13 protein-coding genes are annotated in these 13,314 nt (G+C 73.1%); 6 read left to right on the forward strand and 7 right to left on the reverse strand.

Translation table 11 applies throughout. From position 1 onward, the window contains the following. Positions 1-261: 261 nt before the first annotated feature. Both GR130_RS24140 and mgtA read left to right on the forward strand, forming a co-directional pair. A complete protein-coding gene (locus GR130_RS24140) occupies positions 262-555 on the forward strand; it encodes an ArsR/SmtB family transcription factor (RefSeq protein WP_236574017.1) in 294 nt (97 codons plus the stop codon). Further along, entirely contained in the window at positions 539-3,232 is a 2,694-nt protein-coding gene (gene mgtA / locus GR130_RS24145; RefSeq protein ID WP_159506646.1) for a magnesium-translocating P-type ATPase, read from the forward strand. The genes GR130_RS24140 and mgtA overlap by 17 nt, the downstream gene beginning before the upstream one ends. 106 nt (positions 3,233-3,338) lie before the next feature. On the opposite strand, the gene GR130_RS24150 is transcribed toward mgtA, so the two are convergent. Both GR130_RS24150 and GR130_RS24155 read right to left on the reverse strand, forming a co-directional pair. Continuing rightward, on the reverse strand, positions 3,339-4,709 hold the full coding sequence (locus GR130_RS24150) for a hypothetical protein (RefSeq protein ID WP_159506647.1): 1,371 nt from the start codon (positions 4,707-4,709) through the stop codon (positions 3,339-3,341). Positions 4,710-4,806: 97 nt separating this feature from the next. Further along, positions 4,807-6,327: an LCP family protein gene (locus GR130_RS24155; protein ID WP_236573424.1), complete on the reverse strand. Its 1,521-nt coding sequence runs from the start codon at positions 6,325-6,327 to the stop codon at positions 4,807-4,809. Positions 6,328-6,470: 143 nt separating this feature from the next. Between GR130_RS24155 and tatA the strand changes: the two genes are divergently transcribed. Then, positions 6,471-6,812 (forward strand): Sec-independent protein translocase subunit TatA, encoded by a 342-nt coding sequence (gene tatA, locus GR130_RS24160; protein ID WP_159506648.1) that lies wholly within the window; start codon positions 6,471-6,473, stop codon positions 6,810-6,812. A 36-nt stretch (positions 6,813-6,848) separates the two neighbouring features. On the opposite strand, the gene GR130_RS24165 is transcribed toward tatA, so the two are convergent. Next, positions 6,849-7,079 carry a hypothetical protein gene (locus GR130_RS24165; RefSeq protein ID WP_189301750.1) on the reverse strand — a complete coding sequence of 77 codons (231 nt, stop codon included), beginning with the start codon at positions 7,077-7,079 and terminating at the stop codon, positions 6,849-6,851. 156 nt (positions 7,080-7,235) lie between these two features. Here GR130_RS24165 and GR130_RS24170 point away from each other — a divergent pair, with 156 nt between their 5' ends. After that, positions 7,236-8,039 carry a hypothetical protein gene (locus GR130_RS24170; protein WP_159506649.1) on the forward strand — a complete coding sequence of 268 codons (804 nt, stop codon included), beginning with the start codon at positions 7,236-7,238 and terminating at the stop codon, positions 8,037-8,039. A gap of 171 nt (positions 8,040-8,210) precedes the next feature. On the opposite strand, the gene GR130_RS24175 is transcribed toward GR130_RS24170, so the two are convergent. Both GR130_RS24175 and GR130_RS24180 read right to left on the reverse strand, forming a co-directional pair. Continuing rightward, positions 8,211-8,792: a TerD family protein gene (locus GR130_RS24175; protein ID WP_159506650.1), complete on the reverse strand. Its 582-nt coding sequence runs from the start codon at positions 8,790-8,792 to the stop codon at positions 8,211-8,213. A 103-nt stretch (positions 8,793-8,895) separates the two neighbouring features. Then, on the reverse strand, positions 8,896-9,162 hold the full coding sequence (locus tag GR130_RS24180; RefSeq protein ID WP_159506651.1) for a GlsB/YeaQ/YmgE family stress response membrane protein: 267 nt from the start codon (positions 9,160-9,162) through the stop codon (positions 8,896-8,898). A gap of 177 nt (positions 9,163-9,339) precedes the next feature. Between GR130_RS24180 and GR130_RS24185 the strand changes: the two genes are divergently transcribed. Then, positions 9,340-10,359, forward strand: coding sequence for a zinc-dependent alcohol dehydrogenase family protein (locus GR130_RS24185; RefSeq protein WP_201305210.1), 1,020 nt, complete (start codon positions 9,340-9,342; stop codon positions 10,357-10,359). A gap of 74 nt (positions 10,360-10,433) precedes the next feature. On the opposite strand, the gene GR130_RS24190 is transcribed toward GR130_RS24185, so the two are convergent. Then, positions 10,434-10,790 carry an MmcQ/YjbR family DNA-binding protein gene (locus GR130_RS24190; RefSeq protein ID WP_236573426.1) on the reverse strand — a complete coding sequence of 119 codons (357 nt, stop codon included), beginning with the start codon at positions 10,788-10,790 and terminating at the stop codon, positions 10,434-10,436. Positions 10,791-10,888: 98 nt separating this feature from the next. After that, entirely contained in the window at positions 10,889-12,349 is a 1,461-nt protein-coding gene (locus GR130_RS24195) for an SDR family oxidoreductase (protein ID WP_159506652.1), read from the reverse strand. 396 nt (positions 12,350-12,745) lie between these two features. Between GR130_RS24195 and GR130_RS24200 the strand changes: the two genes are divergently transcribed. Then, on the forward strand, positions 12,746-13,150 hold the full coding sequence (locus tag GR130_RS24200; RefSeq protein WP_159506653.1) for a CU044_2847 family protein: 405 nt from the start codon (positions 12,746-12,748) through the stop codon (positions 13,148-13,150). The last annotated feature ends 164 nt before the right edge of the window (positions 13,151-13,314 follow it).

Consider the following 13,314-nt stretch of genomic DNA (forward strand, 5'->3'; position numbering starts at 1 on the left):
TGATGCGGCCGTGATGCACCCGTGGTGAAGCATTCGCCATCATGGGGGCAGCCGCGGCTCCCGGCACTCCGCACTCGCCTGTTCGGCACTGGAAGCTTCGGCCTGTCAGGGCATACGGCCCGCCGCCTACACTGGGCGTTCCGGGGACAAGGGGACGCCCCGGAAGGACGGAGAGCGGCAGTGGTGACCAGCTTCGACGGCAAGGCCGCCAAGGCCGCCAAGCCCGACCCGTCCGCCGAGGTACTGGCCGCGGCGGCGGCGATGTTCGGGCTGCTGGCCTCTCCCCCGCGCCTGCACATCGTCTGGGCACTGGCCCAGGGCGAGAGCGACGTCAGCGGGCTCGCCGAGCGGGTCGGCGGCGCCCTGCCGGCGGTGAGCCAGCACCTGTCCAAGCTGAAACTGGCCGGACTGGTGCGCTCGCGCCGCGAGGGCCGGCGCGTGGTCTACCTCGTCGACGACCCCGACGTGGTGGCGGTGATGCGGACGCTGGTCGTCCAGCTCGCCGCCCGTTCCGAGGTAGAGGCGCCGTTCCGCCTGCGTGAGCTCGGTGCCTGAGATCACCGCGGCACCCGGGACCGGCCCGACGTCCCCGGACACGGAAGACACCCGCGCGGACGGGGAGCCCCGCCGCGCCCCGGCGGGGGTCGGGGCGCTGGCCGCGCTGACGTCGTTGCAGCTGATGCGGCGGCTGGACAGCGGGCCGCGCGGACTGACCGACGCGCAGGCCGAGGAGCGGCTGGCCCGGCTCGGCGAGAACACCATGCCGTCCTGGAAGCCGGTGTCCTGGCCGCGGCGTTTCCTGGGCAGTCTGCGGGATCCGTTCACCACGGTGCTGCTGTGCCTGGGTCTGGTGTCGGCGGCCGTCGCCTCCTGGGGCACCGCCTGCGTGATCCTGACGCTGGTGGCCGTCAGCTGCGCGCTGCGGTCCGGCGGCGAGCACCATGCCAGCCGCTCGATGGCGGCGCTGCGGGAGCTGGTCGCCACCACGGCGACGGTGCAGCGCCGGACGGACGACGACGCTCCGCCGCGGGTGCGGGAGATCCCCGTCGACCAGCTGGTCATCGGCGATGTGGTGCGGCTGGGCCCGGGAGACCTGGTACCGGCGGATGTGCGGCTGCTGCGGGCCAGCGGGCTGACCGTGCACCAGGCGGCGCTGACCGGTGAGTCCGCGCCGGTGCCGAAGCGGCCGGTGGACGCGCCGCTCGACGGGGACGGCGGGCCGGCCGAACCGCCGCACATGTGCTTCCAGGGCAGCAGCGTGGCGTCCGGGAGCGGGACGGCGCTGGTGGTGGCCACGGGGGCGGACACCCGGTTCGCCGCGGCGTACGGCGGGCGGGCCCGGCGGCGCGGGGAGACCGCGTTCGACCGCTCGGTGCACGGCATCGCGTGGACGCTGATCCGCTTCATGCTGCTGACGCCGCCGCTGGTGCTGATGGCGAACGCCGCGCTGCGCGGACGCGGCCTGGAGACGCTGCCGTTCGCGGTGGCCGTCGCGGTGGGTCTGACGCCGGAGATGCTGCCGGTGATCGTCACCACCGCGCTGGCCCGGGGGGCCGCCGCGCTGGCCCGGGCGAGCGGGGTGATCGTCAAGCGGCTGCCGGCACTGCACGATCTCGGGGCGATCGACGTGCTGTGCCTGGACAAGACGGGCACCCTGACCCAGGACCGGCCGGTCGTCGTACGGGCCGTCGACGCGCGCGGCGTCGGCGATCCCGAGGTGCTGCGCTGGGCGGCGGTGAACAGCTTCTGGACGATCGAGCTGGCCGAGCTGCCGGTGCCGGACGCGCTGGACGAGGCGGTCCTGGAGGCGTCCGACGCGTGCGGGGCGGATCCGCTGGAGTACGACGGGATCGCGGCGCTGCCGTTCGATCCGGTCGGGCGGCTGGCCGCGGCGGTGGTCCGCAGCCCCGGGCGGCACGGCAGCCACACTCTCGTCGCCAAGGGCGCGGTGGAGGATGTCGTCGCCCGCTGCGGGCGGCTGAACCTCGACGGGCAGGACGCCGAGATGGACCAGGCGGCCCGCGAGCGGCTGCTGCGGTTCGCCGCGGCGGAGGCGGAGGGCGGTCTGCGGCTGCTGGCCGTGGCGCGCTGCGAGCGCCGTCCCCGGCTCGGCGCGTACACGGACGCCGACGTCCGGGGGCTGACCTTCCTCGGCTTCGTCGAGCTGAGCGATGCGCTCGCGCCGTCCGCGGCCGACGCGCTGGAGGTACTCGCCGAGCGCGGGGTGGCGGTGAAGGTGCTCACCGGCGACCACCCGGGCACCGCGGCGCGAGCCTGCCGGGATCTGGGGCTGGAGCCGGGCGAGGTGCTCACCGCGGACCGGCTCGCCGGGTGCGGCGGGCCGGCGCTGGCCGCGGCGGTCGAGCGGGCGACGGTCGTGGCGCGGTGCACGGCCCAGGACAAGGCCCGGATCGTCACCGCGCTGCGGGAGAGCGGGCACACCACGGGGTTCCTCGGGGACGGGGTCAACGACCTGCCCGCGCTGCACGCCGCGGATGTCGGGATCTGTCCGCGCGGGGCGGTGCCGGTCGCACGCGAGGGCGCGGACGTGGTGCTCGGCGAGAAGGATCTGACCGCCATCGAGCGGGCGATCACCACCGGCCGGCACGCGAGCAGCAACATCGCCGCCTATCTGCGGATAACGCTGTCGTCCAACCTCGGCAACGTGATCGCGATGCTGGCGGCGGGTCTGTTGCTGCCCTTTCTGCCGATGCTCCCGGCCCAGGTCCTGGTGCAGAACCTCTGCTTCGACGCGGCGCAGCTCTCGCTCGCCTTCGACCGCCCGGGCCCCGGCTCGGCGCGCCGTCCCGCCGTGCTGCGCCCGCGGGTCTTCCTCCGCTTCATCACCGCCTTCGGCCTGATCAACGCCGCCGCCGACCTGGCGACCTTCGCGGTGCTGGCGTTCTCGGCCCGGGCGACGTCGGGGACCGACACTCCCACGATGTTCCACGCCGGGTGGTTCACCGAGAACCTGCTGACCCAGGGGATGGTGATGCTGCTACTGCGGACGGGCCGCCGGGCCGCCGAGGGCCGGGCCATCGGACCGGTCCATCTCGCCGTCACGGCCCTCGCGGTCGTCGGTCTGCTGCTGCCGGTCTCCCCGCTGGCTCCGCTGCTGGCCATGTCGGCCCCGCCGCCGCTGTACTACCTGCTGCTCTCGGTCGTCCTCGCGCTCTACGGGGCGGCGCTGACCATCGCGCGGATGCGGTACGCGCGTCGGGAGAACGGCTGACGGACCACGGCAACGACCAACGGACCGCGAGAACGGCCGAGGGCCTGCCCGGAACGGAATCCGGGCAGGCCCTGGCGCGTCGGCGGGTCAGCCGTGGTTCACCGGCTCACCAGTCGCCGCCGCCACCGTCGAAGCCACCTCCGTCGAAGCCGCCGCCGTCGCCCCAACCGCCGCCGAAGTCCGCCGGGTTGAAGTTGGCGCCGGAGTCGGTCCCGCCCTCCGTGCCGCCGAAGAACGACGGGGAGTCGGCGTAGGCGGACGGGGCGCTGATGAGGGAACCGAGCACGGTTCCGGCGACCAGGGCGGGGAGCACGCCGCTGCCGAAGTAGCCGCCGGCCCACGGCGAGTAGGCGGGTCCGGCGTTCCAGTACGGCTGCTGCCCGTCGGCGGTCTGCACCGTACGGGACATCGGCTCCTGGCCGTCGGCCAGCCGCGTGGCGTCGGCCGCGCAGGCAGGGACGGGGCGCGGCGCGCCGCCCGGCGGGGCCCACTGCACGTCGACGGTCGAGGGACCGTGCCGCGGGTCGAAGAAGCAGGGCTTGCGGTGTTCCGGCAGCGGTGCGCCGGTGCGCCGCGCGGCGAGCGTGGCCAGCGCGAACCGGCCGCGCTCCAGGGCGTCGGTCACCGCCCGTACGTCCCCGGGGACGCGGGCCTCGGCCATCGTGGTCTTGGCGAGGTCGTAGGCATCCAGGGCCGTGGTGTAGTCGGCGCGCATGTCGTCGGTGGCGCCGGGCTCGGAGGGGTTGAAGTCGAGGTGCTCCAGAGCCTCGCCGAAGGCGGTGATGTCCTCGTCGACCACCACGCGCAGCTGCTCCAGCTCGGCCTGCTCGCGCCGCTTCCGGTTCCGGCGGTACAGGGCGTAGCCGCCTCCGGCGCCCGCGACGACCACACCGGCGGCGATCAGCCCGGTGGTGGAGCCGCCGGAGCCGCCGCTCGCGTCGTCGCCCCATGAGGAGGGTGCGGTCCCGTGGGCCTGGGCGATGGCCTGGGTGACGAAGTCGGTGACCATGCCCTTGGCGTCGTCGCGGCTGTGGGAGTCTCTGACGGCCTTCTTGAGGTTGTCCATCGCGTTGGTGGGCAGCACCGTCCGGTCGGCGCCGGCGTTGAAGCCTACGGCGCTGAGGTGGACGGCGTAGACGCCGGTCACGCCGACCCTGGTCCGCAGGTCCTGCAGCAGCGTCTTCTTGGGAAATTCGGCGGTGTCGGGCAGCACGGCGACGAAGACCGGCTTGTCGGCGTCGCGTATTTTCTTCGCGAGGGCGTCCCGGTCCGCGTCCGGCAGTTGGTCCTTCACCCGCGGATCGACATATACCGGGCTCTTTCTCAGTGCCTCGGCCACGGTGCCCAGGCCACTGCCCGCGGCGTACGCCGGCCGCGGCAGCACGGCCACCGTGGCGAGCAGCACGAGGGCCGCCAGCAGGACGCCGGACAGGACTCCGGTCAGAGGGCCGGGCGAGGGCCGGCGGAGGGCTGACATAGGGCTGATCTCCTCAGGAAGCTCGGGATGTGTACGGGATACGTAGGGGCGAAACAGGGTGAACGGGACTCCTGCGACTGTCCATTATGGGCGGTCGTCAGCCGTAGGAGAGATCGGAGCAGGGGTTGTCGTCGGCGGACCGGGCCCTGCCGCCCACCTGTGACGGCTCTCCTCCGTGCGGGGACGCAGCGGGGGCGGGTCGGGTTGCGTAGGACCGGCCGAGGGTGACGTTGACGCCCGGGGCGGCGGCCTGCTGGAGCACCGCGTCGGGGAAGAGCCGGGCGACGGCCACGGCGTGGTCCTGCCGGCCGGGGCCGTAGCTGATCACCGTGGTGGTGTGCCGCTGGGCGCCGGCGGTGGCGGTGCCGGTGACGGTGAAGCCGGCGGCCTTCAGCTCGTCGGCGGCGCGGGCGGCCAGCCCGGGGACGGTGGTGCCGTTGTAGACGGTGACGCGGATGCCGGCCCCGGACACCGTGACGCCCGGCCCCGCGGCGGTGGCGTAGGCGGCCTTGCCGTCATCGTCCTTGTGCGCGGACGTGCCGCTGGCGTCCTGGCCGTCCACGGTGCGGTCGGCGCGCATCGCCGCCCACAGGTTGTCCGCGTCCGGATGCACGATCGCCACCCGGGCGCCCTGATAGCGCCACGGCAGGGTGACGAACTTGGTGTCGTGCAGATCGATGTTCTTCATCGACATCGCGAAGGCGAGGAGCTTGTCCGCCGAGCCCAGCCCCGGGTCGACGGTCATCGACTCGGTGGCCGCGTTCGCCAGCGGCAGCAGCGCGGAGGGGTTCATGCCCTGCGACCTGACCTTCTTGATCAGGCCGGAGACGAACGCCTGCTGCCGCTTGATGCGCCCGATGTCCGAGCCGTCCCCGATGCCGTGCCGCAGGCGTACGTAGTCCAGCGCCTTCCGGCCGGAGACGGTCTGCGGGCCCTTGGCGAAGATGAGCTGCCCGCGCGATCCCCGGTTGGGGTTGAGGTCGCCCTCGTAGACGTCCTTGGGCAGGCACACGGTGACGCCGCCGACCGCGGTGGTCATCTTCGAGAAGCCCGCGAAGTCCACGACGACGGTGTGGTCGACACGCAGCCCGGTCAGCTTCTCCACGGTGTTCTGGGTGCAGGCCGGATTGCCCTTGGCGGTCTGGCCCACGGTGAACGCGGAGTTGAACATCGCCCCGGACTGCGGGGCGGTCCAGCTTCCGTCGGGCAGCCGGCACGGCGGGATCTCGACGAGGGTGTCGCGGGGGAACGACACGGCGCCCGCGTGCCGGCCGTCGCCGTAGACGTGCAGCAGGAAGGCGGTGTCCGAGCGCCCCACGTCGCCCGTCCCGCCGCCCAGCCTGGCGTTGCTGCCGGCGCGCGAGTCGGAGCCGATGACCAGGACGTTGCTGCCGCCGGCGCCCGCGGCGGGCCGGTCCCGGCTGAGGCCGTCCGCGCCGAAGGTGGTGATGTTCCCGTTGAGCTGGAGGTAGAGCCAGCCGGAACCCGCGACCGCAAGCAGCAGAACGGAGACCGTGAGCGCCGCCGCTGTCCGGACCCCGCTGGGCCGACGCCGCCGTCCCCCGACAAGCCCGTCCTCGCTCCCGCGTACGGCTTGTGCCTTGTGGCTGCGTGTCACGTGTGCACCCTCGTCCGTGCGATTTCGTGCAGGCAGACGGGGAGCCCCTGCACAGGGTTATACAGTTGCGCAATGTAGCAAGTGAAATCCGGGGCCGGTCCCCGTCGGCCGCGACTGTGACAACGAGAGAAAGGCGGGCAGCGATGCTGCGCAACGGACTGGAACCCTGGCATCTGCTCGTGGTGGCAATCGTCGTGATTGTTCTCTTCGGCTCCAAGAAGCTGCCCGACACCGCCCGCGCACTGGGGAAGTCGCTGCGGATCCTCAAGAGCGAGGCGAAGGCGATGCGGGAGGACGACGGGACGCCGCCGACCGCCACCTACGAGGCGGGACCCCAGGAGCGGACCGAGTCGCCGCGCACGATCCACGCGGCACCCGGCGCGCCCGGCAGCGTCAGCTCGGCGACCGCCCCCGGCAGCGCCGGCGCCGAGCGTCCCGCCGCCGCCCGCGCGGACCAGGAGGCCGGCCCCCGCCCCGCTTCCTGAGGCAGGGGCACGGAACTCCTCACCACTGACGGACCGTCAGGGGCTGACCCCGTCGAACCCGTACCGCAGCGGCTCGCTCTTCACCTTCAGGTCACGGCGGTAGATGTGCAGCGCCGCGATCTGCATGCCGTCCGGTGCGTTCTCCGCCTGGCAGGGGTGGTTGACCTGCAGCACGCTCGGCCGGCCGCTCAGTCGCAGCCGGACCCCGTCCGCCGGCCCGCCGGAGAGTACGGCCGTTTCCCACCCTGCTGCGTCCATCTCATCCATGAGCAACACTTTAGAGATTGCGCAATCAGGGAACCATCAAGAAGTGCACCACGTTGGTCGCACAGTGACCGGAATGCATCGCCGTCCGGTCGGCCCCGGCAGAGCACCGGGCCGCACCGCGCAACCTTGGCTCCCTCAACCCACCGGGGAATACACGTGCACGAGAACGACCGCTTAGAGGCACAGGACGCACCCGAATTCGAGCGCACCCTGGACCGGGCCCTGAACTCCCCGGAGGTCAGGGAGGCGTTGCAGCGGACGTCCAGGACGCTCAACTCCGAGCAGTTGCGCAGCGAGGCGCTCGGGGCGCGCGCCGCGATCACCGCCGGGGCGGCGGCCGAGTACCGCGAGTTCGTCCGGCTGCGGGCCGCCACGACGCCGATCCGCCCCGTGGAGCCCGCGACCGGCACCGGCACGCAGGCCCGGAGCGGCGGACTGCTGCCCGCGCTGGGGGTGTTGGTGCCCGGCCTGGCCGCCACCGCGGCGGCCGTCTTCCTGCTGTTCGGCTTCGGTCTGCGGGCCGTCGCATCGCCGTCCCCGCTCGCCGACGAGCTGATCACGGCCGGCTGGACGTCCGCGGGTGTAGCGGGTGTGGCGACGTTGACGGGGCTCGTCTGGGTGCTCGCGGCGGCAGCGCGCAACCGCGCGGCGGCCGACGCCCGGACGCCGGAGGACGCCGATCCGGAGACCGCGCGGGCGCACGCCGCCTGGCAACTGGCCTTGCTGGAGCGGGGAATCATGCCGTTCCTGCTCGGCCGGCTGGACACCACCTTGAGCGGCGGCGGGAGTCGCACCGGACGCCCGGCCCTCCCGCGCCCCGCCGCGGCCGGTGTCTCCGGCGGCACGGGCGAGGGGCGCCCCGTCCACACCGACGGCCCGGGTTTCAGCTCCCCGGACTTCTCCGGCCCCGACTTCGGCAGCCCGGACTTCTCCGGGCCGAAAGCGCCCGGGGCGCAGTAGCGAGCGCCGTCGAGACCGCTCCTCGACGGCGCCCCCGCGCCCTCACGGCCACCTGCCACAGCCACCGGCGCCACCGGGATCCGGCCCGCAGCGTGACGCATTCGCCCTGGCGCGCGTCGTCACGCATACGCCGTCGAGCGCGTCGTCACGCATGCACGGCGACTCGCCTCGTCACAAGTGCGCGGCGATGGTGGGCATCAGATCCTGGAACGTCCGGCCGTGCGCGGGCGTGCCCAGCGCCGCCATCTGCCAACCCCCGTCCGCCCGGAAGACCTTGGCCATGACCTGGGCGGTGTGCGCGCCGCCTCCGGAGAGGGTGTACCGCGCCAGTTCCTGGCCGTTGGTCTCGTCGACCAGGCGGCAGAAGGCGTTCTCCACTTCCTGGAAGGTCTGCCCCGTGAAGGAGTTGACGGTGAACACGATCTGGTCGACGTGCGCGGGGACCCGCTGGAGATCGACCAGAACCGACTCGTCGTCATCCCCCTGGCCGCTGCCCCCGACCAGATTGTCGCCGGTGTGCCGCACCGAGCCGTCGTCGCTGACCAGGTGCTGGAAGAAGACCACGTCCATGGGCTGCTTGCCCGCGAAGAGCACCGCCGACGCGTCGAGGTCGATCTCCCGGGCCGTCAGGCGGGCGAGAAATCCCTTGCGGCGCGCGGCCTGCCAGCCCAGTCCCATCCGTACGACACTCAGCGCCCCGCCGTCGGACTTGCTGAGGCTGACTTTCTGGCCCTTGCTCATGTTCACGGTCATCTGATTCCCCAATTCCGGTCTGCCGGGGAAACGGACGCGCCGGCACGGCGGTTCCCGCAGCCGCGAAGAAACCTGTGCCTCTCCCGGTGCGGGTGGAATCGACTCAGTCCCGTGAATTCCCGAACAGCAGCCGGTAGATGATCAGCAGCACGAGCGCACCGGCGACGGCGGCGATCCAGGTGGCGGCGTCGAAGAAGTTGTGGGCGATCGGCCGGTGCAGGAACTTCGCCGACAGCCAGCCGCCGACGAACGACCCGGCGATACCGATGAGCGTGGTGCCCACCAGCCCGCCCGGATCGCGCCCGGGGAGAAGGAACTTGGCTATCGCACCGGCCAGGAGTCCGAGAACGATCCAGCTGACGATGCCCACGGGACATCCTTTCGTCGGTCGTTGGCTACGGGCGGAAATCTACAGCACTGTAGAAATTCGCTGCTCGGGATCAGGCCAGTGGCCGGCGGGTACGGCGGGCGGTGCCTGCCAGCGTTTGCCCGGTGCCGGGGCGGGCGCGACGCTGGAGGGGTGGCAGCCGTGGCGCGGGCGGAGACGCTGTCCGGCTGGGCCGTGGAGCGGCCCGGTCCGGCGGACTCCGGACCGCTGACGGCGGTGCGCCGGCCCGTTCCGGAGCCGGGGCCCGGCGATCTCCTGGTGAGCGTGGAGGCATGCGGTGTCTGTCGTACGGATCTGCATCTCGCTGAGGGTGATCTGGCGCCGCACCGGCCGGCGACCGTGCCGGGACACGAGATCGTGGGCCGGGTGGTTGCCGCGGGCGAGGCGGTGACGGCGTTCCGGACCGGTGACCGGGTGGGCGGAGCGTGGCTGCGCGGCACCTGCGGGCGGTGCCGCTACTGCCGAGCGGGGGCGGAGAACCTCTGCCCCGAGTCGACCTATACGGGGTGGGATGCCGACGGCGGATTCGCGGATACGGCGCTGATACCGGCCGACTACGCGTATCCGCTGCCGGAGGCCGCAAGCGCCGAGAAGCTGGCGCCGCTGCTGTGCGCGGGGATCATCGGCTACCGGGCGCTGCGGCGCAGTGCGCTGCCGCCCGGCGGCAGGCTGGGGATCTACGGCTTCGGGGGCTCGGCACATCTGGCGGCGCAGGTCGCGCTATCCGAGGGCGCGACCGTCCATGTGCTGACCCGGTCGGCGCGGGCGCGCGACCTGGCGCGCGAACTGGGGGCGGCCTCGGTCGGTGGCGCCTACGACGCACCGCCCGAACCGCTGGACTCCGCGATCCTCTTCGCGCCGGTCGGGGATCTCGTACCGGTGGCGCTGGCGGCGCTCGACCGGTCGGGCACGCTCGCCGTCGCCGGGATCCACCTCACCGACATCCCCCCGCTCTCGTACCACCGCGAGCTGTTCTACGAGCGGAACCTGCGCAGTGTGACGGCGAACACCCGGCGCGACGGGCGGGAGTTCCTGGCGGCGGCGGCGCGGATCGGGATCCGGGTCACCACGCGGCCGTATCCGCTGAGCCGCGCCCCGGAGGCGCTGGCGGATCTGGCCGGTGACCGTATCGAGGGGGCGGCGGTGCTGCTGCCGGACGAGCCGTTCCGACCGTCCTGACGAGCGGCGGCGCGGTCGGCCGCGGAGCGGCTGTGCGACCCGCCGCGGAGCGGCGAAGTACCGCCGGCTCGCGGTCAGTCCCGGGTCGGGAATGCCTCGACCAGTGCGTCCGGGGCCGCCTGCTTCCAGGAGTCGACGAGGATGTCGCGGAGTTCGTCGATGTCCTCCAGGGCGGCCAGGCGGACCCGTACCCAGTTGGAGCCGGCCTCGTGAGGCGGTACCCAGAACTTCTCCGGCTCGGCCGCGATCAGCTCCTGGCGCTCGTGGCGGGGGCAGCGCACGGCGAAGGAGGTCTCGTCATCGGGGACGGTGATGAACATCTTCCCGGCGACGCGGAAGGTGGGCATGCCCCATGCCTGCTTCTCCGTGGTCTGCGGGAGGCCGAGGGCGATACGGCGGATGTCGTCGGAGTCCGGCTCGGTCGTGGTCACGTCACCAGATTACGGCGCACCGGCGGAGCCGTGATCGCCCGCGTCCGCGGTGCCCGGCGAGGACGCCGTCCACCACTGCGGGGGACGGCGCCCGGTGCTCACCAGGCCGCGGGGGCGTAGTCCTTCAGGAAGCAGCCGTACAGGTCCTCGCCCAGCTCGCCCCGGACGATCGGGTCGTAGACCCGGGCCGCGCCGTCGACCAGGTCGAGCGGGGCGTGGAAGCCCTCCTCGGCCATGCGCATCTTGGCGGGGTGCGGCCGCTCGTCGGTGATCCAGCCGGTGTCGACGGCGGTCATCAGGATGCCGTCGGTCTCCAGCATCTCCTTGGCGCTGGTACGGGTGAGCATGTTGAGCGCGGCCTTGGCCATGTTGGTGTGCGGATGCCCCGCGCCCTTGTAGCCGCGACTGAACTGGCCTTCCATCGCCGAGACGTTGACCACGTACTTGCGCCGGGCCGGGGACGCGGCCATCGCCGGCCGCAACTTGCTGACCAGGAGGAACGGGGCGGTCATGTTGCAGAGCTGGACTTCCAGCAGCTCGACCGGGTCGACCTCGTCGACCTTCTGGATCCAGCTGTTGCTCGCGTGCAGGTCGGGGACCAGACCGCCGGCGTCGATCGCGGTGCCCGCCTCGATCCGGGCGGGCGAGGCGGAGCCGCTGGTCAGGGCGAGCGCGGTGAGGTTCTCGGCGGTCAGCTCCGGCCGCCCGTCGGCCCCGGCGCCGGGGAGCGCGGGGGCACCGCTGCCGAAGTGGCCGAGGACGAGCGAGGCGGGCAGCTCCCCGGCGGGCAGCGGCGCGGACTCCGCGGCGACCAGCCGGTCGTACGCCTCGGGCGAGCGGCGGACGGTCTGGGCGGCGTTGTTGATCAGGATGTCGAGCGGGCCCTCGGCGCTCACCGAGTCGGCCAGGGATATCACCTGGGCCGGGTCGCGCAGGTCGATGCCGACGATCTTGAGCCGGTGCAGCCACTCCGCGCTGTCCGGCATCGCCGTGAAGCGCCGGATCGCGTCGTTCGGGAAACGGGTGGTGATCGTGGTGTGGGCGCCGTCCCGGAGGAGCCGGAGGGCGATGTACATGCCGATCTTGGCGCGTCCGCCGGTGAGCAGCGCACGCCGCCCGGTGAGGTCCGTACGGGCGTCGCGGCGGGCGCGGTTCTCCGTGGCGCAGGCCCGGCAGAGCTGGTGGTAGAAGGCGTCGACCTCGACGTAGCGGGCCTTGCAGACGTAGCAGCAGCGGGGGCGTTCCAGGATTCCGGCGAGTTCCGAGGTCACCGAGCTGGTGAGCGCCACGCCCAGGGTCTCGTCGTCGATCCGGTCGGCGGCTCCGGTGGCCGTCGCCTCGGTCACCTGCTTGTCGTTGGCGGTCTTGGCCGCCCGGCGCTCCTGGCGCCGGCGCTGCTTCACCGTCCGGTAGATGCCCGCGGTGGCCCGCCGTATCGTGATCGCGTCGGGGTGGTCGACCGGGATGGTGTCGAGTTCTTCGAGGACGCTGAGGCAGACCGCCATCCGCTCCGCGTCGATTCCCGCGCCATCGGCCCGGCTGTCATCGGTCACCGTCATCGCCGCTGCCGCTTTCCTGGGATCGTTCGTCCTCGTCAGGCCGGCTGTTCCAGCCCTTCGCACCGCCTGTTCGAGCTTCGGCGGAACTTTACGTAGCGGCGGGCGGCTGCGCCAAACCGGAGGCGGCGGGCACGCCCGGCGGCCGGCCCGGCGCGTGCCCGCCGCCGGCGGCGCCGCACGCCCCTCCTCCACCTGCCCGCCTGCCCGCCTGCCCGCCTGCCCGCCTGCCCGCCTGCCCGCCTGCCCGCCTGCCCGCCTGCCCGCCTGCCCGCCTGCCCGCCTGCCCGCCGCGATCATGACCGGTGGTAGCGAGTCCCTCACCGGGGCACCCGCAGGCCCCGCCGGTGATACGGCCGTTCCGCTGTCGTGATCGCCGCTGATCGGCACAATGAGTGCGTGCCGAATCACTCTGAACTCACCCTCGCCGATGGAACATCCATCCGTCTGGAGCTCACTCCGGTCGACGGCGCGCACCGGCCGCACCCGCAGCCCGACGCGGCCACGGACCGGACGGAAGCCGCGGATCTGCCGGAGGGGACGGGGCCGACCGGGCCAGTCGCCCGCGGCGGCGCGGCGGCAGCGGCGACGGCGGTCGCCGCGCTGCACACGACGCTGCGACCGCTGGGCCCGCTCCTCCAGGAGATCCATGACGCGGTCACCGCCTCCGAACGGCCCCCGCACGAGATGTCGGTGCAGTTCGGGGTGCAGGTCGGCCAGGACCTGAAGCTCGGCCTCGTGGGGGCCAACGGGCGGGCGAGTCTGACGATCACCGCGACGTGGCGGCCGCAGCGGACGGAGTGACGGGCTGATTCAGGGGACCTTCGACGCGGAGACGCGGGCCGGCCGGAGGGCGCCGTGCTGCGGGGCCTGTGCAGGGCGCCTCCAGGCCCCGGGTCGGCGAGGCGATGGTGGTCCACTGGATACCGCCGCGACGGCTCGACGGCGCCCAAGGGCCGCCGGGACAG

The sequence above is a fragment of the Streptomyces sp. GS7 genome (genome assembly GCF_009834125.1).
Lineage (GTDB): Bacteria > Actinomycetota > Actinomycetes > Streptomycetales > Streptomycetaceae > Streptomyces.